Annotated in this window: 24 protein-coding genes, 1 rRNA gene and 2 other annotated features; all 25 genes read left to right on the top strand. The window is 39.2% G+C overall.

Annotation, left to right across the window (positions count from 1 at the left end; translation table 11 throughout):
- Positions 1 to 2: 2 nt before the first annotated feature.
- The 25 genes from rrf (at position 3) to rplL (ending at position 21,279) form a co-directional block, all read left to right on the top strand.
- Positions 3 to 118 (top strand): 5S ribosomal RNA (gene rrf, locus AC1FXZ_RS19755).
- A gap of 834 nt (positions 119 to 952) precedes the next feature.
- Entirely contained in the window at positions 953 to 1,423 is a 471-nt protein-coding gene (locus AC1FXZ_RS19760; protein WP_480056853.1) for a CtsR family transcriptional regulator, read from the top strand.
- Positions 1,424 to 1,438: 15 nt separating this feature from the next.
- Positions 1,439 to 1,960, top strand: a complete 522-nt coding sequence (gene mcsA / locus AC1FXZ_RS19765; RefSeq protein ID WP_480056855.1) for a protein-arginine kinase activator protein McsA — start codon at positions 1,439 to 1,441, stop codon at positions 1,958 to 1,960.
- Positions 1,961 to 1,963: 3 nt separating this feature from the next.
- Complete coding sequence (gene mcsB / locus AC1FXZ_RS19770) at positions 1,964 to 3,040, top strand: protein-arginine kinase McsB (RefSeq protein WP_480056857.1); 1,077 nt, start codon at positions 1,964 to 1,966, stop codon at positions 3,038 to 3,040.
- 18 nt (positions 3,041 to 3,058) lie between these two features.
- Positions 3,059 to 5,509 carry an ATP-dependent protease ATP-binding subunit ClpC gene (clpC, locus tag AC1FXZ_RS19775; RefSeq protein ID WP_480056859.1) on the top strand — a complete coding sequence of 817 codons (2,451 nt, stop codon included), beginning with the start codon at positions 3,059 to 3,061 and terminating at the stop codon, positions 5,507 to 5,509.
- 268 nt (positions 5,510 to 5,777) lie between these two features.
- Positions 5,778 to 7,151 (top strand): DNA repair protein RadA, encoded by a 1,374-nt coding sequence (gene radA / locus AC1FXZ_RS19780; RefSeq protein WP_480056861.1) that lies wholly within the window; start codon positions 5,778 to 5,780, stop codon positions 7,149 to 7,151.
- Positions 7,152 to 7,154: 3 nt separating this feature from the next.
- Positions 7,155 to 8,231 carry a DNA integrity scanning diadenylate cyclase DisA gene (disA, locus tag AC1FXZ_RS19785; protein WP_480056863.1) on the top strand — a complete coding sequence of 359 codons (1,077 nt, stop codon included), beginning with the start codon at positions 7,155 to 7,157 and terminating at the stop codon, positions 8,229 to 8,231.
- A 138-nt stretch (positions 8,232 to 8,369) separates the two neighbouring features.
- Positions 8,370 to 9,458 carry a PIN/TRAM domain-containing protein gene (locus AC1FXZ_RS19790; RefSeq protein ID WP_480056865.1) on the top strand — a complete coding sequence of 363 codons (1,089 nt, stop codon included), beginning with the start codon at positions 8,370 to 8,372 and terminating at the stop codon, positions 9,456 to 9,458.
- Positions 9,459 to 9,489: 31 nt separating this feature from the next.
- The gene (locus AC1FXZ_RS19795; RefSeq protein ID WP_480056867.1) at positions 9,490 to 9,642 is read left to right on the top strand and encodes a hypothetical protein; all 153 of its coding nucleotides are present in this window, start codon (positions 9,490 to 9,492) and stop codon (positions 9,640 to 9,642) included.
- Positions 9,643 to 9,832: 190 nt separating this feature from the next.
- Positions 9,833 to 10,522 carry a 2-C-methyl-D-erythritol 4-phosphate cytidylyltransferase gene (gene ispD, locus AC1FXZ_RS19800; protein WP_480056869.1) on the top strand — a complete coding sequence of 230 codons (690 nt, stop codon included), beginning with the start codon at positions 9,833 to 9,835 and terminating at the stop codon, positions 10,520 to 10,522.
- Positions 10,519 to 11,001 (top strand): 2-C-methyl-D-erythritol 2,4-cyclodiphosphate synthase, encoded by a 483-nt coding sequence (gene ispF, locus AC1FXZ_RS19805; protein WP_480056871.1) that lies wholly within the window; start codon positions 10,519 to 10,521, stop codon positions 10,999 to 11,001. Before ispD ends, ispF begins: the two co-directional genes overlap by 4 nt.
- A 92-nt stretch (positions 11,002 to 11,093) precedes the next feature.
- Positions 11,094 to 12,554, top strand: a complete 1,461-nt coding sequence (gene gltX, locus AC1FXZ_RS19810; RefSeq protein WP_480056873.1) for a glutamate--tRNA ligase — start codon at positions 11,094 to 11,096, stop codon at positions 12,552 to 12,554.
- Position 12,555: 1 nt separating this feature from the next.
- Positions 12,556 to 12,771 (top strand) — a binding site (T-box leader).
- 74 nt (positions 12,772 to 12,845) lie between these two features.
- Positions 12,846 to 13,502 (top strand): serine O-acetyltransferase, encoded by a 657-nt coding sequence (gene cysE, locus AC1FXZ_RS19815; protein WP_480056875.1) that lies wholly within the window; start codon positions 12,846 to 12,848, stop codon positions 13,500 to 13,502.
- A 91-nt stretch (positions 13,503 to 13,593) separates the two neighbouring features.
- Entirely contained in the window at positions 13,594 to 14,991 is a 1,398-nt protein-coding gene (cysS, locus tag AC1FXZ_RS19820; protein WP_480056877.1) for a cysteine--tRNA ligase, read from the top strand.
- Between the two features lies 1 nt (position 14,992).
- Positions 14,993 to 15,424, top strand: coding sequence for a Mini-ribonuclease 3 (locus AC1FXZ_RS19825; protein WP_480056879.1), 432 nt, complete (start codon positions 14,993 to 14,995; stop codon positions 15,422 to 15,424).
- A complete protein-coding gene (rlmB, locus tag AC1FXZ_RS19830; RefSeq protein ID WP_480056881.1) occupies positions 15,421 to 16,170 on the top strand; it encodes a 23S rRNA (guanosine(2251)-2'-O)-methyltransferase RlmB in 750 nt (249 codons plus the stop codon). The genes AC1FXZ_RS19825 and rlmB overlap by 4 nt, the downstream gene beginning before the upstream one ends.
- Before the next feature lies 1 nt (position 16,171).
- The gene (locus tag AC1FXZ_RS19835; RefSeq protein WP_480056883.1) at positions 16,172 to 16,681 is read left to right on the top strand and encodes an NYN domain-containing protein; all 510 of its coding nucleotides are present in this window, start codon (positions 16,172 to 16,174) and stop codon (positions 16,679 to 16,681) included.
- Positions 16,682 to 16,761: 80 nt separating this feature from the next.
- Positions 16,762 to 17,418: an RNA polymerase sporulation sigma factor SigH gene (gene sigH / locus AC1FXZ_RS19840; protein WP_480056885.1), complete on the top strand. Its 657-nt coding sequence runs from the start codon at positions 16,762 to 16,764 to the stop codon at positions 17,416 to 17,418.
- A 202-nt stretch (positions 17,419 to 17,620) separates the two neighbouring features.
- Positions 17,621 to 17,770, top strand: coding sequence for a 50S ribosomal protein L33 (rpmG, locus tag AC1FXZ_RS19845; protein ID WP_480056887.1), 150 nt, complete (start codon positions 17,621 to 17,623; stop codon positions 17,768 to 17,770).
- 93 nt (positions 17,771 to 17,863) lie between these two features.
- Positions 17,864 to 18,058, top strand: coding sequence for a preprotein translocase subunit SecE (gene secE / locus AC1FXZ_RS19850; protein WP_480056889.1), 195 nt, complete (start codon positions 17,864 to 17,866; stop codon positions 18,056 to 18,058).
- A 67-nt stretch (positions 18,059 to 18,125) separates the two neighbouring features.
- Entirely contained in the window at positions 18,126 to 18,659 is a 534-nt protein-coding gene (nusG, locus tag AC1FXZ_RS19855; RefSeq protein WP_480056891.1) for a transcription termination/antitermination protein NusG, read from the top strand.
- 172 nt (positions 18,660 to 18,831) lie between these two features.
- Positions 18,832 to 19,257, top strand: a complete 426-nt coding sequence (gene rplK, locus AC1FXZ_RS19860; protein WP_034745189.1) for a 50S ribosomal protein L11 — start codon at positions 18,832 to 18,834, stop codon at positions 19,255 to 19,257.
- Positions 19,258 to 19,376: 119 nt separating this feature from the next.
- A complete protein-coding gene (gene rplA, locus AC1FXZ_RS19865) occupies positions 19,377 to 20,072 on the top strand; it encodes a 50S ribosomal protein L1 (RefSeq protein ID WP_480056893.1) in 696 nt (231 codons plus the stop codon).
- A gap of 57 nt (positions 20,073 to 20,129) precedes the next feature.
- Positions 20,130 to 20,263 (top strand) — a sequence feature (ribosomal protein L10 leader region).
- A gap of 35 nt (positions 20,264 to 20,298) precedes the next feature.
- Complete coding sequence (gene rplJ, locus AC1FXZ_RS19870) at positions 20,299 to 20,796, top strand: 50S ribosomal protein L10 (protein WP_480056895.1); 498 nt, start codon at positions 20,299 to 20,301, stop codon at positions 20,794 to 20,796.
- Positions 20,797 to 20,916: 120 nt separating this feature from the next.
- Entirely contained in the window at positions 20,917 to 21,279 is a 363-nt protein-coding gene (gene rplL / locus AC1FXZ_RS19875) for a 50S ribosomal protein L7/L12 (protein ID WP_480056897.1), read from the top strand.
- Positions 21,280 to 21,319: the final 40 nt, after the last annotated feature.

Genomic DNA, 21,319 nt, shown 5'->3' on the forward strand with positions numbered 1-21,319 from the left:
AGTCTGGTGGCGATAGCGAAGAGGTCACACCCGTTCCCATGCCGAACACGGTCGTTAAGCTCTTTTGCGCCGATGGTAGTTGGGGGCTTCCCCCTGTGAGAGTAGGACGTTGCCAGGCTTTAAAGCAGTAAAACACAATCCGATAGGGTTGTGTTTTTTTGCATAAATGTCACACTCAAAGCGTAGAAGGCCTCTGGTCTAAAGGATCGGATGAGTCGATGGAGCATTGTGAATGAGCAACCCTCTATACAGCAAGTCCCCTGTGAGAAGAACTGTTTCTCTTCGTAGAACAACAATATTCCTCTTTAGAATGAGCTCATGAATGTTTTCCTCGTAGGAGGGAATAGTCTGCAAGGACGTTGCAATCAGAAAAAACACATTCCGATAGGATTGTGTTTTTTTAGTGCGCTTAAACGTTACGCTCAAAGCATAAAGAGCTCTGGAGTTTAGCTCAAGATATACTTTGATAGTACGTACATTATATAATTTTAGACAACTAATTAACTAGAGTAGATATAAATGACAAGAGTCTATAACTAACTTCTTATCAGGGCAAATTGGTTAAACTACCTTTTGAGGAAGCTAGCAAGTTTAAGTTGCCACATAAGAAAAAGTAGGATTAAAAAGCAGGATAAGAAGGAATGTATAAGCTCTAGTTAGAATACATAATATAGTACTTTTTACTTTAACAACTTAAAATATTAGCTGAATTTAACCTGTTTTTGAAAAAATAAATCGAATTAATAAATAAATTGGTGAAAATATCTAATAATAAAAGGTTATCAACTAAAGAAGCCTGGTTATACTGATAATACGTATACATAAAATCAACAAACATATGCAAGGCCGATTCTCAACAGCAACCTCATATATTGCACTTTTTAATTGAAACGCATATAATGTTTATAAAGTCAAAGATAGTCAAAGTCAAATGGCGAAGGGAGGGCAAGTATTGAGAAATATATCTGACATCATTGAAGAATACTTGAAAGCCACCCTCAATAAAAGTGGAGATGACCCCTTAGAGATTAAAAGAAGTGAAATTGCTAAGAAGTTTCAATGTGTACCTTCACAAATTAACTATGTTATTCAAACGAGATTTACGTTAGAAAAGGGGTATCAAGTTGAAAGTAAAAGAGGTGGCGGTGGATATATTCGTATCATAAAAATTAGTCCTCACGATCATTTAGATTTGTTTGAACAAATGATTCAAATTATCGGTAAGAGGATTGATCAACAAACAGCTGAGAATATCATTTTACGTTTATTTGATGAAGAGGCTATTACAAAAAGAGAAGCGAATTTAATGATTAGTGTAATTGACCGTACATTATACAATGCGAATATTAGTCATCGAGATGAGGTTCGTGCCAATATTTTAATTGCTATGTTAGAAACGCTAAAGTATAAAGAGTTATCATAGAGAGGAGGAAATTTTGTGATTTGTCAGGAATGTAATAAGAGAAAAGCTAGTTTGCATTTTGCTAAAATCATAAATGGTGAGAAGACTGAATTTCATATTTGTGAACAATGTGCAAAAGAAAAGGGTGAGTACTTCCCAGGATCTAATAGCTTTTCAATTCATCAGCTCTTATCCGGATTGTTAAACTTTGAGCAACCAATGAAAGCTGAAGCACAAGAAATAAAACATTCATGTGACAAATGTGGCATGACTTACGAGCAATTTACCCAAGTAGGTAGGTTTGGGTGTGCAAACTGCTATAAAAGTTTCGAAGCAAAACTAACACCAATCTTGAAGAGAGTTCATAGTGGCAATCATACCCATTCAGGTAAGCTTCCAGAAAGAATTGGCGGGGGGATACAACTACAACGTCAAATCGATTCATTAAAAGGGACATTAAAAGGTTTAATTGAGGAAGAAGAGTTCGAAAAGGCAGCTGAACTTCGTGATGAAATCAGGTTGTTAGAAAAACAAAAGAATGAGCAAAAGGAGGGCTAATTTATGTCACTCCAACAATTTATTTCAGAAGCTTTAAGTCCATGGATGAAAAAAGATGGCCCAGATTCGGATATTGTGCTAAGTAGTCGAATAAGATTAGCTAGAAACCTTGAAGAATATAAATTCCCATTATTATCTTCAATGGAGGAGTCTTATGCCACTTCAAAACATATAGGAGAGGCATTAACTCAAGAAGAGTTCCAACAAGTTGGGGCGCTTGAGTTGTTACGGATAGACGATATGAAAGCGAATGAAAAACGTGTGTTAGTTGAAAAGCATCTCATTAGCCCTAATCTAGCAGATCATTCGAAGCATGGAGCTGTACTACTCGATACAGATGAAGCAGTAAGTATTATGGTAAATGAAGAGGATCATATTCGCATTCAATGTTTGCTTCCTGGTTTTCAGCTAGGAAAGGGACTTGAGAAAGCAAACCAAATTGATGATTGGATCGAGCAACGGTTAACCTATGCATTTGATGAAAAGAGAGGGTACTTAACAAGTTGTCCAACCAATGTTGGGACAGGGTTGCGAGCATCAGTGATGATGCACTTACCGGCACTTGCTATAACTCAGCAACTTAATAGAATTTTACCTGCAATTAATCAATTAGGTTTAGTTGTTAGAGGAATTTATGGGGAAGGTAGCGAAGCTTTAGGTAACCTATTTCAAATCTCCAATCAAATAACACTAGGAAAATCAGAAGAGGACATCGTTGAGGATCTGCGAGGGGTTGTTTTGCAACTTATTCAGCAAGAGCGAGCAGCTAGAGAAAGTCTTCTAGACCAATCTAGAATTCAACTAGAAGATCGTGTTCATCGTTCATATGGAATTTTAGCGCATAGTCGCTTAATTGAATCAAAAGAAGCGACTCAACGTTTATCCAATGTTAGATTAGGTATTGATTTGGGTTTGATTAAGGGTCTGTCAGGGAATATCTTAAATGAGTTAATGATCTTGACCCAGCCAGGTTTTCTCCAGCAATATGCTGGCGAAGTTTTATCTCCTGAACAGCGTGATGAAAGACGCGCTACATTAATTCGGGAACGGTTAAAATTAGAGGAAGAAACGAACGAATAATCATGGAGGTGGACGTCAATGATGTTTGGACGTTTTACAGAAAGAGCACAGAAAGTATTAGCATTGGCACAAGAAGAAGCAGTAAGGTTGGGGCATAATAACATTGGTACTGAGCACATTTTACTTGGGTTAATCCGTGAAGGAGAAGGAATTGCTGCTAAGGCTCTTCAAGCACTAGGACTAGGTTCAGAGAAAATCCAAAAAGAAGTAGAGTCGTTAATTGGCAAAGGCCAAGAAGGTTCTAAAACGATTCACTATACTCCTAGAGCAAAGAAAGTGATTGAGCTTTCAATGGATGAAGCTAGAAAGTTAGGTCATTCGTATGTGGGGACAGAACATATTTTACTAGGGTTAATTCGTGAAGGAGAAGGAGTAGCAGCACGTGTCCTAAATAACTTGGGCGTTAGCTTAAATAAAGCACGTCAACAAGTGTTACAGTTACTTGGTAGCAATGAAGTCGGAAGTTCTTCAGGTCAAAGTACAGGTAATGCAAATGCTAATACACCGACACTTGATAGTTTAGCTCGTGATTTAACAGCTGTAGCAAGAGAAGAAACTCTTGATCCAGTCATTGGCCGTAGCAAGGAAATTGAAAGGGTAATTCAAGTATTAAGCCGTAGAACCAAAAATAACCCTGTTTTAATCGGTGAACCAGGGGTCGGTAAGACAGCTATTGCAGAAGGCTTAGCCCAAGCAATCATTGCTAATGAGGTGCCAGAGACGCTTCGTAACAAGCGAGTAATGACGCTTGACATGGGTACGGTTGTTGCTGGTACAAAATATCGTGGTGAGTTTGAAGATCGCTTGAAAAAGGTTATGGATGAAATCCGCCAAGCGGGTAATGTCATTCTGTTCATTGATGAGCTGCACACATTGATTGGTGCAGGTGGAGCAGAAGGTGCAATTGATGCATCGAACATCTTGAAGCCATCTCTTGCTCGTGGAGAATTACAATGTATTGGTGCGACAACTCTTGATGAGTACCGTAAATACATTGAAAAGGATGCAGCGCTTGAACGTCGTTTCCAACCAATTCAAGTTAATGAACCTACATTAGATGAGTCAGAGCTAATTTTAAAAGGCCTTCGTGATCGTTATGAAGCACACCATCGTGTAACGATAACCGATGATGCAATTGAAGCTGCTGTTAAGCTGTCTGACCGTTATATTTCAGATCGCTTCTTACCAGATAAAGCAATTGACTTGATTGACGAGGCCGGTTCAAAAGTTCGTTTAAAATCATATACAGCACCACCAAACTTGAAAGAGCTTGAACAACGTTTAGAAGAAACAAGGAAAGAAAAGGATGCTGCTGTTCAAAGCCAGGAATTTGAAAAGGCAGCTTCATTACGTGACTCGGAACAACGTTTACGTGAAGAGTTAGAAGAGATGAAAAATGAGTGGAAGAAAAATCAAGGTCAAGAAGATACTGAAGTGACCTCTGAAGATATCGCTCAAGTTGTTGCAAGTTGGACGGGAATTCCAGTTTCGAAACTTGCAGAAGAGGAAACAGATCGCTTGCTTAAAATGGAATCTATTCTCCATGAACGTGTAATTGGTCAAGAAGAAGCGGTTCAATCTATTTCAAAAGCGATTCGCCGTGCACGTGCAGGATTGAAAGATCCGAAGCGACCAATTGGTTCATTTATTTTCTTAGGGCCAACTGGGGTCGGAAAGACGGAGCTTGCTAGAGCCGTTGCTGAAACACTCTTTGGTGATGAAGATTCTGTTATCCGTATTGATATGTCTGAGTACATGGAAAAACATACGACCAGCCGTCTCGTTGGTTCACCTCCTGGGTATGTTGGGCATGATGATGGTGGACAGTTAACAGAAAAAATCCGTCGTAAGCCATATTCCGTTATTCTACTAGATGAAATTGAAAAAGCTCACCCAGAAGTATTTAACATTCTTCTTCAAGTATTAGAGGATGGCCGTTTAACGGATTCAAAAGGAAGAACGGTTGACTTTCGAAATACAGCGATCATTATGACTTCAAACGTTGGAGCAAGTGAATTAAAGCGTAGCAAATTCTTAGGGTTTGCAGCAGAAGGGGAAGAACGCGAGCACAGCGATATGAAAGATAAAGTAATGACAGAACTAAAACGTAGCTTCCGTCCTGAGTTTCTTAACCGTATCGATGAATTGATTGTCTTCCACTCACTAGAGAAGAGGCATATTCGTGAAATCATCACGTTAATGGCTGATCAACTGAAGAAACGTTTAGTGGAGCAAGGTGTTGATATCGAGCTTACAGAAGCAGCAAAAGATAAGATCACGGACCTAGGATATGATCCTGAATATGGTGCTCGTCCATTACGTCGTGCTTTGCAAAAGCAAGTTGAGGATCGTTTGTCAGAAGAATTACTAAAAGGAACGATTTCAAAGGGGCAAAAAGCAATCATTGATGTCAAAGATGGTGAGCTGTTTGTCCTAACAGAAGATACAAGAGAAAATTTACAAGTATAAACAAAAAACACATACATCGTAGGCTCTAAATGAACAAAAGCCAGGGGAGAGTCATAATCCCCTGGCTTTTTGCCATATAGTAGAAGTAGTTAAACAAATCCTATACATTGGTTTAACTGATCAATCAGTGTACTTATTCGGTTAAATGCTGATGTGGTAAATAAATAACTCAGTAGCTTAAATTGTCTTACGTATGTCAGTTTTGATAAGAAACTTTTTTCTTCCTACAATGTTACAATAGAGTTTATAGGTAGGGGGGAATAAGCATATGGCTAAGAAAAAAACAAAGTTCGTCTGCCAAGAATGTGGATATGAATCAGCCAAGTGGATGGGAAAGTGCCCAGGTTGTCAAAATTGGAACACAATGATTGAAGAATTCGAGCAGAGTGCGAAACAGTCTAGTCGCAGCTATGTCACTTCAGCAACAACAGGATCAAAGCCACAGTCAATTGTTACAGTAAAAAGCGAGACAGAGGCTAGGATAAGTACAACGATGACAGAACTTGACCGTGTTCTCGGTGGAGGAATTGTTCCTGGATCTCTTGTGCTTGTAGGGGGAGACCCCGGGATTGGAAAGTCTACACTTTTGTTACAGCTTTCGTCTAAGTTAGCGGAAACAAAGCAAAAGGTCTTATATATTTCTGGAGAAGAATCGGTTAAACAAACAAAGTTACGTTCTGAGCGTTTAGGGGTGTCATCGCAAGATCTGTATGTGTTAGCAGAGACAGATCTTACCTTTATTGAACGAGCGATCGATGAAGTACAACCAACGTTAGTTATTATTGACTCTATTCAAACGGTTTACCAAGAAGAAATCACCTCAGCACCCGGAAGTGTTGCACAAGTTAGAGAATGTACAGCTGCTTTTATGAGAATTGCAAAAACAAAGGGGATTGCTATTTTTATTGTAGGCCATGTTACAAAACAAGGGTCAATTGCAGGACCGAAACTACTTGAACACATGGTTGATTCCGTTCTCTATTTTGAAGGAGAGCGTCATCACACCTTTCGCATTTTGCGTGCCGTCAAAAACCGTTTCGGATCCACAAATGAAATGGGTATTTTTGAAATGAAGGAAACGGGGCTTACAGAAGTATTAAATCCTTCTGAGATCTTCTTAGAAGAACGGTCACAAGGAGCTGCAGGATCAATTGTAGTTGCTTCTATGGAAGGAACAAGGCCGGTTCTTGTTGAATTACAAGCATTAGTATCTCCGACAAGTTTTGGGAACCCGAGGAGGATGGCAACAGGGGTCGATCATAACCGTGTTTCCTTATTAATGGCAGTGCTTGAAAAGCGAGTTGGATTGCTTTTGCAAAATTCAGACGCCTATATAAATGTTGCCGGTGGAATTCGATTAGATGAACCAGCAATTGATTTAGCAATTGTCCTTAGTATCGCATCAAGCTTTCGTAATCAAGTGACAAGTCCCACTGATGTAGCAATTGGTGAAGTAGGGTTAACCGGTGAGATTAGACGTGTATCGAGAATTGAACAAAGAGTGAATGAAGCAGCAAAACTAGGTTTCAAACGGGTCATTATACCTGAGAAGAATTTAGGGGGGTGGACATACCCAAATGACATTGACGTTATAGGTGTTCCAACATTAGAAAGGGCGTTAGAAGTCGGATTAGGAGGTTAGTCAATGAGTGAAGGGAAAAGGCGTACAGCTTTTATCCAAAGTGTCTTGAAGTTAGTAGCTCCTGGCACTGATTTACGAGCAGGGATTGATAATGTCCTTAGAGCCAAAACAGGGGGATTGATTGTCCTCGGTTATGACAACGCGATGATTCCGATTGTAGATGGTGGATTCTTTATTAATTGTGATTTTTCTCCTGCCTATTTATATGAGTTAGCAAAAATGGACGGTGCTATTATTTTAAGTGAAGATGGAAAAAGAATCTTATATGCTAATACGCAGCTTGTACCAAACAATGGAATCATTTCAAATGAAACGGGTATACGTCACAGAACTGCCGAAAGAGTTGCGAAACAAACGGGGAATTTGGTGATATCGATATCGCAGCGTCGTAACGTTATTACGTTATATCAAGGAGAGCACCGCTATTCATTAAAGGATATTGGAGTGATTCTTACAAAGGCTAATCAAGCCATTCAAACTTTGGAAAAATATAAAGTTGTTCTTGATCAAGGTATTACAAATTTAGGTGCATTGGAGTTTGAACAATTGGTCACTTTCCATGAAGTCACGCAGGTTATTCATCGTGTGCAGATGGTTTTAAGAATAGAGCGTGAAATCCTTAATTATATAAATGAGCTAGGAAACGAAGGTAGATTGATTACGATGCAGTTGAATGAGCTAGTTGCCAACACAGAGAAAGAAGCCATTTTGTTGTTAAAAGATTATGTGAAAGATCGTAGTCAAAATGTTTATGAACTATTAAGGGAGCTAACGAGGTTTCAGTCACAGGATTTATTTGATGAACAAGAGATTGTAAAGGCACTAGGATATGGGAAGAATATCAATATCACCGAGCAAGCGGTTGTTCCTAGGGGTTACCGTGTCCTTCACCGGATACCTAGACTTCCGCCAGCGATCATCGAAAACCTAATAGAAAAGTATGGTAACTTGTCTGCTATCATGTCTGCTAGTATTCATGATTTAGATGAAGTTGAAGGAATTGGGGAACCGAGAGCAAAAATGATAAAAGATGGGCTTAATCGCATACAAGAACAATTGTTCGTAGATCGACATATTTAAAGTTTTATGAATTCAAAAAGAACTTATATATATATTTTGTTAAAGAAGTTAAACAAACGTGAGAATTTATGTGAAATACAGTTTGCTAGGTTTTGAATTTGTATTTTTGTCTATAATAGTAAAAGGAGGTGAATATGGATGCTAAAGCGAATCGTACAGCTTTTTTTCGTTCTAGTTGGAGGGGCATTAGGCTTTATCTTTATCCCTGAACTTATCCATATATTAAATTTTGGTGAATTGCCTAATTGGGCTACGAGTTCGTATGTTGGTGCTATTATCGGTGCTATTATTTTCTTTATTGCAACTTTTTGGCTTGCTGATTATATTGTTAATGTCATGAAGCTATTAGAAGAAGCCATTGTACGGGCTCCGGTAACAGATGTTTTATTTGGGACAATGGGGTTAATAGTTGGACTTATCGTAGCTTATCTAATCGGTATCCCATTAAATGCCATTAACATCCCTTTTATCAGTGCAGTTGTTCCAATTTTTGTAACGATCTTTGTTGGGTATTTAGGTTTTCAAATTGGGTTTAAAAAGCGTGACGAACTTATTAATTTATTTACACTAACGAGAAATAAGAAAAAAGAAGATGAAGAGGCAGAAGTAGCTCCAAAAAACCAATTGAAAATTCTAGATACAAGTGTAATTATCGATGGGCGTATTGCAGATATTTGTAAAACAGGATTCTTAGAAGGAACACTCGTTATTCCTGGCTTTGTATTAGAAGAACTTCAGCATATTGCTGATTCGTCGGATGTACTAAAGCGTAATCGTGGCCGGCGTGGACTCGACATTTTAAATAAGATTCAAAAGGAGCTTCCTATTAATGTCGAGATTTATGAAGGTGACTTTGACGATATATCTGAGGTGGACAGCAAATTAATTAAATTAGCAAAACTAATGTCTGGTATGGTTGTCACGAACGATTTTAACTTGAATAAAGTTTGCGAACTTCAAGGAGTTTCTGTATTAAACATTAATGATTTAGCAAACGCAGTAAAGCCAGTCGTACTACCAGGTGAGGAATTAAATGTTCAAGTAATCAAAGATGGGAAAGAACAACACCAAGGAGTTGCCTATCTTGATGATGGTACGATGATTGTTGTTGAAGGTGGACGCGATCATATTGGGAAACAAATCGATGTTGTCGTAACAAGTGTACTCCAAACAAGTGCCGGCCGAATGATCTTCGCCAAACCCAAACTCCTAGAAAAAGCCCTGTAGAGTAAAAGCAAAAAGGTTGGTTTTCACCTTTTTGCTTTTACTCGTAGCAATCAGCGAAGCCGCTGCAGTCTTTAAAGTTGATAAGGAGTGGTTTTCTCCTAATCAACGCGCAGCGAGAGAAGCGATTGCCACCCGGAGCAAAAAGGTTGGTTTACACCTTTTTGCTTTTACTCGTATTCTTTAAATTATTACTCTATAAGCGCTATACTTCTATTTGAAGGTTAGCGCTTATCTTTTGTCAAATAAAAGGATAAACGCTACTTAAAACAAAACCTATCCCATTCGTCGATAGAACATGCTAAAATAATTGGGATGAATCGAGTTATTTAAGATAAGCTCCAAGTTGAACGTTTGTTACTATAGGAGAGAAGAAAATGATGTACACTGTTGTCATACCTGCTGCTGGTCAGGGCAAAAGAATGAAAGCTGGAAAGAATAAACAGTTCCTCGAATTGAAAGGGGAGCCGCTTATTGTACATACGTTGCGATTGTTTGAACTAGATCCGTGGTGTAAGCAAATTGTGCTAGTTGCAAACAAGCAAGAGCAAGGGATGATGATGAGCTTAGCTAAGGAGCATCGTATACATAAGGTAAGTGCTATTATTGAAGGTGGAGATGAAAGACAGCAAAGTGTAAAAAATGGAGTTGATTCATTAGAAGGCGAACAAATTGTACTTATACATGATGGAGCAAGGCCATTTATTACACAGGAAGTCATTCATAGTCTTGTAAAAAAAGCCGAAGAAACCGGAGCAGCGACTGTTGCTGTTCCAGTGAAGGACACGATTAAACGAGTACAAGATAATAAGGTTATTGAAACATTAAATAGAGCCGAGCTGTGGCAGATTCAAACACCTCAATCGTTTCAATTATCGGTACTAAAAGAAGCACATGCTAAGGCAGAGGAAGCTAACATGATAGGTACAGACGATGCTAGTCTTATTGAGTGGTTAGGCCTAGACGTTGCAATTATTGAAGGGGATTATCAAAATATTAAGCTGACAACCCCTGATGATATGTTCTTTGCTGAAGCGATCTTTAAGGAGAGGGAGTTACGACAATGATGAGAATTGGACAAGGTTTTGATGTTCATCAATTAGTAGAAGGAAGGCCTTTAATACTTGGTGGTATTACAATTCCTTATGAAAAAGGATTATTGGGTCATTCTGATGCCGACGTTTTATTGCATACGATCGCCGATGCAGCATTAGGTGCAATTGGAGAAGGAGATATAGGGAAGCATTTTCCTGATACAGATGATGCATTTAAGGATGCAGACTCGGCAGTACTTCTAACTCATGTATGGGAGATCATAAAAAAGCGAGGATATCAGTTAGGGAATATTGATTGTACGATTATTGCGCAAAAGCCGAAAATGGCTCCTCATATTGAGACGATGAGAAAACGAATTGCAGAATTATTAGAAGCTGATGTTACTCAAGTAAACATTAAAGCAACAACAACAGAAAAATTAGGTTTCACAGGCAGAGGAGAAGGAATAGCCTCTCAAGCAGTAATTCTGTTAACAGAAAAAAGTGGCTAAAAAGATAAATTTGACCTAAGTAGTGTGTTAGGTTATAAAATAGGAACAAATAACAAGACATATCGTATTGATAGAAATGGAAGGTGTTAAATATGGGAAGTGACGTTCGTGTTCGATTTGCTCCAAGTCCAACGGGGCATTTACATATTGGTGGTGCTCGTTCTGCACTATTTAATTACTTGTTTGCAAAAAGCCAAGGTGGGAAGTTTATTTTACGGATTGAAGATACCGACCAAGCTCGTAATGTTGAGGAAGCTAAAGAGAAGTTATTAGAAAGCTTAAAATGGCTTGGCATGGATTGGGATGAGAGTATAGATGTAGGTGGGGAGTATGGCCCTTATAGCTGTATGGAACGTCTTGGGTTATATAAAGAGTATATTCAACAGCTTCTTGATGAAGGAAAAGCATACTATTGTTATATGACCGAAGAAGAGTTAGAGGCAGAGCGTGAAGCGCAAAAGGCACGTGGTGAAACACCAAAATACAGTGGCCGTGATCGTGATTTAACAGAAGAGCAACGAAAAGCTTTTGAAGAAAAAGGGCTTAAGCCTGTTGTACGTTTCCGTGTTCCTGAAGGGAAAATGATTGAGATTGATGATGCTGTCCGTGGAGATGTTCAGTTTGAATCAGATGGCATTGGTGATTTTGTTATTGCCCGAAAAGATGGAATTCCAATGTACAATTTTGCGGTTGTGATTGATGATCACCTCATGAAGATTTCCCATGTTATCCGGGGTGAAGAGCACTTGTCAAATACGCCTAGACAAGTGATGCTTTATGAGGCATTTGGATGGGATGTACCGAAATTTGCTCATGCATCTTTAATTTTAAATCCAGACCGTCAGAAAATGAGTAAGCGTGATGAGTCGATTATTCAATTTGTTGAACAATATAAAGAATTAGGTTATTTACCCGAAGCCTTGGTCAATTTCCTTGCCTTAATGGGTTGGTCTCCTGTTGGGGAAGAAGAAATTTTCTCAATTGATGAGTTGGGACAACAATTTTCATTAGATCGAGTATCCAAAGCTCCTGCTGTCTTCGATATGGAAAAGCTAGCTTGGATGAATAATCATTATGTGAAAAATGCAGAGCTGGATACCGTTGTTGACTTGGCCTTACCTCACTTAGTGAAGGCTGGTAAGCTCCCAGAAGATATGACAGCAGAGCAAAAAGATTGGGCGAAGCGTTTGATCGGCTTGTACCAGGAGCAAATGCAATATGGTGCAGAAATCGTTGAGTTGACAGAGCTTTTCTTTAAGAAAGAAATTGAGTATAATGAGGAAGCATTAACCGTTTTAAATGAAGAGCAAGTACCTGAAGTATTGAGTCAATTCATTCAGGAACTAGAAACAGTTGAAGAGTTTACATCTATGAACATCAAAGCTGCTATTAAAGCGGTTCAAAAAGCTACTGGTCATAAAGGGAAGAAGTTGTTTATGCCAGTCCGTGTGGCGACAACAGGACAGACGCACGGGCGCGATCTACCTGATTCAATTGAATTAATTGGAAAAGACGTTGTTCTTGCTCGTTTACAAAGCTTAGTAACTCAATAATGTTATCGCGTTGAAAGGGAAAAGTAGAAGTGAAGACTCCTTCCAGAGAGAACCACATTAGCTGAGAGTGGTTTAGGTATATTCGCTTTGAAATGCACCCTTGAGCCTCTTTTTGAAACGATAAAGTAGGAAAGAGCGAGTAGCTACGTTATAAGCTATAAAGATGGGAAGGTTATCTTCTCTAAGCAGAGTGGAACCGCGCATGAGCGCCTCTGTGCATTAATAATGCACAGAGGCGCTTTTTATTGTAAGTAAGTTTAGAGAGAACAAGTACATAAGGGGGAGGAGAATATGGGGAAGAGATTTCAGACGTTGAAAAATGATGTGGATGTAGTATTCGAGCAAGACCCAGCTGCTAGAAGTAGAATTGAAGTTATTTTCACATACTCAGGAGTTCATGCAATTTGGGCTCATCGTTTAGCGCACTGGTTTTGGCGCCGAAAGTTGTTTTTTGTAGCTCGACTAATCTCCCAGATTAGCCGTTTTTTTACAGGTATTGAAATACATCCAGGTGCAGTAATTGGTCAGCGTTTATTTATTGACCATGGAATGGGTGTTGTAATTGGTGAAACCTGTGAAATTGGAGACGATGTGACGATTTATCAAGGTGTTACACTTGGGGGAACTGGTAAAGAAAAAGGGAAACGCCATCCGACAGTGGAAGATGGAGTGCTCATTGCCTCAGGAGCAAAAATATTAGGTTCTTTCAAAATCGGTAAAAATGCACGTGTAGGAGCAGGTTCAGTTGTTTTAAAAGAAGTGCCTGCTAACTCAACCGTTGTGGGTATTCCTGGTAAGATTGTGGTTCAAGACGGAGTGAAAGTAGAGCACGGGCTTAATCACCATTTATTGCCTGATCCGATCGCTGATAAGTTAAAAGAATTAGAAGAAGAAATTAAAGTTTTAAAAGCGGAAAAAGAGAAAGTGGAAAAATCAGCAAGTAATTAGAACGATAGGGATGCATTTTCTTATCGGAGTTTTTTCATAATATAGGGTTATTGCATAGTATGTTACAAATTGAAAGAAGGGGTAGGGTGAGATGACTATTCAGGTGTATAACAGTTTAACGAAAAAGAAAGAGAGCTTTATACCGATTGAAGAAGGAAAAGTGAAGATGTATGTATGTGGACCTACAGTTTACAATTACATTCACATCGGTAATGCCAGACCACCAATTGTATATGATATGATTCGAAAATATTTAGAATACCGTGGCTATGATGTTACATTCATTTCTAATTTTACAGACGTAGATGATAAAATCATCCGTGCAGCCAATGAGCTTGGTGAAGATGTATTTAAAGTAGCCAATCGCTTTATTGAAGCTTATCATCATGACACATGTGCACTGGGTGTAAAAGAAGCAGATCTTCACCCACGTGTAACGGAAACAATTCCAGAAATTATTTCATTTATTGAGGCTTTAATTGAAAAAGGTTATGCCTATGAAGCAAAAGGTGATGTCTACTTTAGAACCAGAAAATTTGAAGGCTACGGCAAACTTTCTTCTCAATCTATTGATGATTTACGTTCAGGGGCAAGAATCGAAGTTGATGAACGGAAAGAGGATGCCTTAGATTTTGTGCTTTGGAAAGCAGCGAAAGAGGGCGAAGTCTCATGGCAAAGTCCATGGGGTGCCGGAAGGCCAGGCTGGCATATTGAATGCTCAGCAATGGTAAAAAAATATTTAGGCGATACAATTGATATTCATGCAGGTGGTCAAGATTTAACATTTCCTCATCATGAAAATGAAATTGCTCAATCTGAGTCATTAACAGGAAAACCAATGGCAAATTATTGGCTTCATAACGGTTTTATTAACATAAATAACGAAAAAATGTCGAAATCACTCGGGAATTTTGTTTTGGCAAAAGACATTATTCAACAACATTCAGCAGAAGTTGTACGTTTTTTCATGTTAACAGCCCATTATCGTAGTCCGATTAACTTTAGTGATGAATTGTTAGAGGGAGCAAAAAGTGGCCTTGAGCGGTTGAAAACGGCTGTGGCTAGTTTGGAACATCGATTAAATGAGTCAGCCGGTTTTGGGGAAACAGGAGAATGGCTTGAAAGAATCAATGCTCTAGAGAAACGTTTTATAGAAGAGATGGATGATGACTTTAATAGTGCAAATGGAATTGCAGTTCTTTTTGACCTTGCGAAAGAAGCCAATCGTTATTTGCGCGAGGAACAAACATCGAAAGAAGTATTAAAGGCTTTCATACAACAGTTCCAAGAATTCGCTGGCGTATTAGGTATTACATTGCAGCAACAAGAGGAATTATTAGATGCTGAGATAGAGGAACTGATTGAAAAGCGTAATCAAGCGAGAAAACAAAAGGACTTTGCACTCGCCGACCAAATTCGTGATGAGTTAAAGGAACAAGGAATTGTGCTTGAGGATACAGCGCAGGGCGTCCGTTGGAAGCGAGGTTAGGATGAAGATTATTGAAGCTCAAACAGACTTGAAGCAGTTAAATGCATTAGCGCTCGCCTATATGGGTGATTCGGTCCTAGATATGTATGTAAGATACTATTTAATTGCCAAGGGGACGGTTAGACCACACCGTCTTCATGTTGAGGCTACGAATTATGTTTCGGCGAAATCACAAGCCTTTATTATGGGTAAACTAATGGAAGACGATTTTTTAACAGAAGATGAAATTGCAATCTTTAAGCGTGGGAGAAATGCAAAGTCTGGCTCAATTCCTAAGAATACCGATTTGAATACATATCGGTATTCAACTGGATTTGAAGCATTATTAGGCTTTCATTACTTTCAAGGGAAACAAAAACGGCTTGATGAAATCATGAATCGGGCAATTGAAATTGTGGAAAACAAAGCAACAGGAAGGAGGAAACCAGAATGAGTCAAGAGTTTATAGTAGGGAAGAACCCAATAATAGAGGCGCTAAAATCAGGACATTCCATTAATAAAATCTGGATTGCAGAAGGATCGCAAAAAGGACAAATGACAAAAGTAGTGCAGCTTGCAAAGGAACATGGTGTGCTCATACAGCATGTTCCGAAAAAGAAGTTAGCGCAACTTGCTGATACGGATAATCATCAAGGGGTTGTTGCTTCAATTGCAGCCTATGAGTATGCCGAGATAGATGACTTATTTCAAGCAGCAGAAAAAAGAGACGAGGATCCTTTCTTTCTTTTGCTAGATGAAGTAGAAGACCCACATAACCTTGGTTCTATTTTGCGTACAGCTGATGCAGTTGGAGCGCACGGTGTGATTATTCCAAAGCGAAGAGCTGTAGGGTTAACGCAAACAGTTGCGAAATCTTCTACGGGGGCAATTGAGTATATTCCTGTAGTTAGAGTAACTAATTTAGCTAGAACAATGGATGATCTAAAAAAACGTGGAATCTGGTTTGCTGGTACAGATGCAAAAGGTAAAGAAGACTATCGTCAAGCTTCCTTTGATCTGCCAATTGGGCTTGTTATTGGTAGTGAAGGAAAAGGAATTAGCCGTTTAGTAAAAGAGAAGTGCGACTTTTTAATTCGTATTCCAATGGTAGGACAAGTAACATCATTAAATGCGTCAGTTGCAGCAAGTTTACTTATGTATGAGGTGTTTCGGAGACGCCACCAAGTAGGTAGTGAGTGAGATGAAGGATATATTGCTCGTGGATGGATACAACATGATTGGGGCTTGGCCAGAACTATGCGAGCTAAAGGAGAAAGATCTCAGTTTAGCAAGGGACCGTCTTGTTGAAATGATGGCTGAGTACCAAGCCTATACAGGTTATCGTGTTATCGTAATCTTTGACGCCCATATGGTGGACGGAATCGGAAAGAAATATCATAACCATCGTATTGATGTATTGTACACACGCAAGAAAGAAACGGCAGATGAGCGTATTGAAAAACTAGTAAAAGAATTAAAGCGAGTTGATACGAGAATTCATGTTGCCACATCAGACTTTACAGAACAGTCAATGATCTTTGGAAGTGGTGCATTACGTAAATCAGCAAGAGAGTTATTAATTGAAGTAGAATCAACAGAAAAGGGAATCGACAAAGAAGTCCAAAAAACGCAAACGACGAAAATTTCGACAAAAATTCCGCTTACAAAAGAAATTGCTGAAATTTTTGAAAAATGGCGTCGACAGCGCTGATGTGTGGTTGACCGGCTGGAAATCTGTGCTATATAATGGGTCTATAAATTTGGACAACAGCCAAGGTCGGAGGGATTGTCGTGAGCATGGACCTTCAAGAAATGAAACGCAAGCCTATTTATGAGAATGTGGAAGATGATGAGTTAGTCGTTTTTGTTCGAAATGGAGATAGCGGGGCACTAGAGTTCTTGATCAATAAATATAAGAATTTTGTTCGTGCCAAGGCAAGATCATATTTTTTGATTGGTGCAGATCATGAAGATATTGTTCAAGAAGGAATGATTGGTCTTTATAAAGCGGTCCGTGATTTTAACGGGGAGAAGCTGTCTTCTTTTAAAGCGTTTGCTGAACTATGTATTACGAGACAGATTATTACTGCAATTAAAACAGCAACTAGACAAAAGCATATTCCTTTGAATTCCTATGTTTCATTGGACAAGCCTTTATACGATGAGGAATCTGATCGTACGTTGTTGGATGTTATTTGTGGTACACGTGTAACGGATCCTGAGGAATTATTGATTAATCAAGAAGAGTTTGCAGACATCGAATTGAAGATGGGAGAGCTTCTTAGTGATCTTGAAAGGCAAGTGCTAATGCTCTATTTGGATGGCAGGTCATATCAAGAAATTTCTGTAGATTTAAATCGTCATGTGAAATCCATTGATAATGCTCTGCAGCGTGTCAAGAGAAAGTTAGAACGTTATGTTGAACTTAGAGGGGTATCAATATCATAGTTTCGTAGAGGGTGGCAAGGTAGTATTTCTCTGTTAGATAAAAGGCTTAGAGCATGAGTCTTTTATCTGGTTAGAGAAGGTCTATGTCAAGTCACTCTCTTTTAATGCCCTGAAAGATAGTACATACTATTCTGATAATTGACACGAAAAGTTGCGTATGATAGATTTACTTAGTGTGTACTTTGAACGCTGGAGGTGCGTTGTGCGAACGAAAGTTGTACTAGCATGTGAGGTTTGTCATTCTCGAAACTATGTTACTGAAAAGAACAAACAGTCGCACACTGGCCGCATTGAGATGAAGAAGTTCTGCAAAACTTGCCAAGAACATACCCTTCATCGTGAAACAAAGTAAAGAGACAATTTCAACGTGACTAATATACATTGTGATAATTTCGAATAGATAAACTCTTATTTGTCTATATTGATTGATGCTGGAGGTGTCTTTGTGGCTGGTGAAAAAGGCAATGTTGTGAAATTCCTACGAGATGTTGGACAAGAGATGAAACGAGTTTCTTGGCCTACGCGTAAGGAGTTAACGCGTTATACATGGGTTGTTTTAGGAACGGTAGCTTTTATTTCTGTTTTCTTCTTTGTAGTGGATTACGGGATTTCAGAGCTTGTTCGCATTCTACTCGGTTAGTCTATTATGATCGTTAGAACAGCTTCTATCATGAAGAGGAGGGAAGGACAAAACCGTCCTATTAAAAATGGAGAAAAATTGGTATGTGCTTCATACGTATTCAGGTTACGAAAATAAAGTAAAGACGAATCTCGAAAAACGCGTTGAGTCAATGGAAATGACCGATAAGATTTTTCGGGTTCTTGTGCCTGTTGAAGAAGAAACAGAAGTGAAAAATGGCAAGAGTAAGACTGTAACAAAAAAAGTGTTTCCTGGTTATGTGATTGTCGAAATGATTATGACAGATGACTCTTGGTATGTGGTAAGAAACACACCAGGTGTAACCGGATTCGTAGGTTCTTCAGGTGCGGGGTCAAAACCGACACCGTTGCTTCCGGAAGAGGTAGAGTCTCTGTTGAAACAAGCAGGAGTCGATGAGCCGAAAGCGGATATTGATTTTGAAATTAAAGAATCTGTTAAGGTGAAAGAAGGTCCGTTTGCCAACTTTATCGGATCGATTGAAGAGATTCAAATAGATAAGCAAAAGGTCAAAGTTCATGTTAATATGTTTGGTCGTGAAACACCTGTGGAATTGGACTTTAATCAAGTAGAAAAGATTTAAATCAAGAAAAAACTTGCTATCTTTTGTTGAAAGTGATAGAATCTTCATGGTTGACTATGGTTTCAGTAAATGAGCCATCGGATGCATATGCATTGCATCCGTTTTTTGAGTGGGAGGGTGCAAATATTAACACCCGGATAACCACATCACGGACTTTAAGGAGGTGTGTCACGTGGCTAAAAAGGTAATTAAAATGGTTAAGTTACAAATTCCTGCTGGAAAAGCTAATCCAGCGCCACCAGTTGGTCCTGCATTAGGTCAAGCAGGTGTAAATATCATGGGATTCTGTAAAGAATTCAACGCTCGTACTTCAGACCAAGCGGGTCTTATCATCCCGGTTGAAATCACGGTTTTTGAAGACCGTTCGTTTACATTCATCACGAAAACTCCACCTGCTGCTGTTCTTTTAAAGAAAGCTGCTGGTATCGAGTCAGGTTCTGGAGAGCCTCACGTTAAGAAGGTTGCTACAGTAAAACGTGATAAAGTACGCGAGATTGCTGAGACGAAAATGCCAGATCTTAACGCAGCTGATGTTGAAGCGGCTATGCGTATGGTAGAAGGTACTGCTCGCAGCATGGGTATTGTGATTGAAGACTAATTGGTAAGTTTTTCGGAGGTTGCGATGAGGTATGACCCTCTTTGCCTAGTTACTAGGTTCGCAACCTTTAATAGTGGGAGGTATTACCGCTAAAACCACATTCGAGGAGGAAATATAGCATGGCTAAGAAAAGTAAAAAATATACAGATGCTCTTAAACTTGTTGACCGCGAAACAGCGTACCAAGTTGAAGAAGCAATTGAGTTAGTAAAGAAAACTGCGACAGCGAAGTTCGATGAAACAGTTGAAGTGGCTGTACGCCTTGGTGTTGACCCTAAGAAAGCAGACCAACAAATTCGTGGTGCTGTTGTACTTCCAAACGGAACTGGTAAAACACAACGTGTGCTTGTTTTCGCAAAAGGCGAAAAAGCAAAAGAAGCAGAAGCTGCTGGAGCAGATTATGTAGGTGATGAGGATTTCATTAACAAGATCAACCAAGGTTGGTTCGAGTTTGATGTGATCGTTGCAACACCAGACATGATGGCTCAAGTTGGTAAATTAGGTCGAGTGCTTGGACCGAAAGGTTTAATGCCGAACCCTAAGACTGGTACTGTAACATTTGATGTTACAAAGGCTGTTGGCGAAATCAAGGCTGGTAAAGTAGAATACCGTGTTGATAAAGCTGGTAACATCCACGTGCCAATCGGAAAAGTTTCTTTTGAAACAGACAAGCTTATTGAAAACTTCAAGACAATCATTGAAACTCTTGTTAAGGTTAAACCAGCAGCAGCAAAAGGTACGTACATGAAAAACGTAGCAATTGCTTCTACTATGGGACCTGGAGTTCGTGTAAATGCAACTGCGTTTGCAAAATAATAATTGACTTTTAGTCGCAATGTCTGTATACTCGTAAGAGTGTCTTACAGGATGCGTTATAAATTAAATGTCATACCGTAGACAGTAGGTGTCGCAAGACTTAATTTCCTACCGAGGTAAGCAATAGATACAGGAACGAAAACTGTGTTTGTATGCCCTCATGTCTACATGGGGGCTTTTTATATGCTTCTTAAACGGTATGGAGAAAACCATAGGAGGTGTAAGGATGAGCGTATTAGAACAAAAAAAGCAAATCGTCTCAGATATTGCTACGAAACTACGTGAAAGTAAATCGACAGTTGTTGTTGACTATCGTGGATTGACAGTTGCTGAAGTAACTGAACTTCGTAAGCAACTTCGTGAAGCTGGTGTAGAGTTCAAAGTGTACAAAAACACAATGGCTCGTCGTGCAACTGCTGAGGCTGAACTTACTGAACTTGATGAGCAGTTAGTTGGCCCTACAGCGATCGCATTTAGTACAGATGACGTTATTGCTCCTGCGAAAGTTATTAACAACTTCGCTAAGGAACATGAAGCACTTGAAATCAAAGCGGGTGTCATTGAAGGAGCAGTTGCTTCTGTAGAAGAAGTTAAAGCTCTAGCAGAACTTCCATCGCGCGAAGGTCTACTTTCAATGCTTGCAAATGTACTTCAAGCTCCAGTTCGTCAGTTCGCATTGGCTACAAAAGCTGTTGCAGAACAAAAAGAAGAACAAGGTGCTTAATATTGCTTGATCTCAATCTCGCAATCGCGTAGATGAGATAAGTTTTGTATGATGATATACAAAGATAATTGAGCGAATTCAATAAAATAAATCAAAACGATAACAGGGAGGATTTACAAAATGAGTAAAGATCAAATCATTGAAGCGATTAAAGAAATGACAGTTTTAGAGCTTAACGACCTAGTTAAGGCAATTGAAGAAGAGTTTGGCGTAACTGCTGCTGCTCCTGTAGCTGTAGCTGCAGCTGGTGGAGATGCTGGTGGCGCTGAGCAAACTGAATTTGACGTTGTTCTTGAAGCAGCTGGTGGTTCTAAAATCAACGTTATCAAAGTTGTTCGTGAAATCACAGGCCTTGGTCTTAAAGAAGCAAAAGCACTTGTTGATGGTGCTCCTGCTCCAATTAAAGAAGGCGTTTCTAAAGATGAGGCTGAAGAATTCAAAGCTAAGCTTGAAGAAGCTGGCGCATCTGTAGAAGTTAAGTAATAGCCTACTAGTAAGGACTCGCTTTTTGCGGGTCCTTTTT

Source organism: Halalkalibacter sp. HAAS-P014, assembly GCF_056619965.1.

Coding starts and splice junctions, on each gene's coding strand:
- clpC (WP_480056859.1), top strand. CDS start 3,059: ATGATGTTTGGACGTTTTACAGAAAGAGCACAGAAAGTATTAGCATTG.
- rplA (WP_480056893.1), top strand. CDS start 19,377: ATGGCTAAGAAAAGTAAAAAATATACAGATGCTCTTAAACTTGTTGAC.
- ispF (WP_480056871.1), top strand. CDS start 10,519: ATGATGAGAATTGGACAAGGTTTTGATGTTCATCAATTAGTAGAAGGA.
- disA (WP_480056863.1), top strand. CDS start 7,155: ATGAGTGAAGGGAAAAGGCGTACAGCTTTTATCCAAAGTGTCTTGAAG.
- nusG (WP_480056891.1), top strand. CDS start 18,126: ATGGAGAAAAATTGGTATGTGCTTCATACGTATTCAGGTTACGAAAAT.
- AC1FXZ_RS19825 (WP_480056879.1), top strand. CDS start 14,993: ATGAAGATTATTGAAGCTCAAACAGACTTGAAGCAGTTAAATGCATTA.
- mcsB (WP_480056857.1), top strand. CDS start 1,964: ATGTCACTCCAACAATTTATTTCAGAAGCTTTAAGTCCATGGATGAAA.
- cysE (WP_480056875.1), top strand. CDS start 12,846: ATGGGGAAGAGATTTCAGACGTTGAAAAATGATGTGGATGTAGTATTC.
- AC1FXZ_RS19790 (WP_480056865.1), top strand. CDS start 8,370: ATGCTAAAGCGAATCGTACAGCTTTTTTTCGTTCTAGTTGGAGGGGCA.
- rplL (WP_480056897.1), top strand. CDS start 20,917: ATGAGTAAAGATCAAATCATTGAAGCGATTAAAGAAATGACAGTTTTA.
- rplJ (WP_480056895.1), top strand. CDS start 20,299: ATGAGCGTATTAGAACAAAAAAAGCAAATCGTCTCAGATATTGCTACG.
- cysS (WP_480056877.1), top strand. CDS start 13,594: ATGACTATTCAGGTGTATAACAGTTTAACGAAAAAGAAAGAGAGCTTT.
- gltX (WP_480056873.1), top strand. CDS start 11,094: ATGGGAAGTGACGTTCGTGTTCGATTTGCTCCAAGTCCAACGGGGCAT.
- radA (WP_480056861.1), top strand. CDS start 5,778: ATGGCTAAGAAAAAAACAAAGTTCGTCTGCCAAGAATGTGGATATGAA.
- ispD (WP_480056869.1), top strand. CDS start 9,833: ATGATGTACACTGTTGTCATACCTGCTGCTGGTCAGGGCAAAAGAATG.
- AC1FXZ_RS19835 (WP_480056883.1), top strand. CDS start 16,172: ATGAAGGATATATTGCTCGTGGATGGATACAACATGATTGGGGCTTGG.
- rlmB (WP_480056881.1), top strand. CDS start 15,421: ATGAGTCAAGAGTTTATAGTAGGGAAGAACCCAATAATAGAGGCGCTA.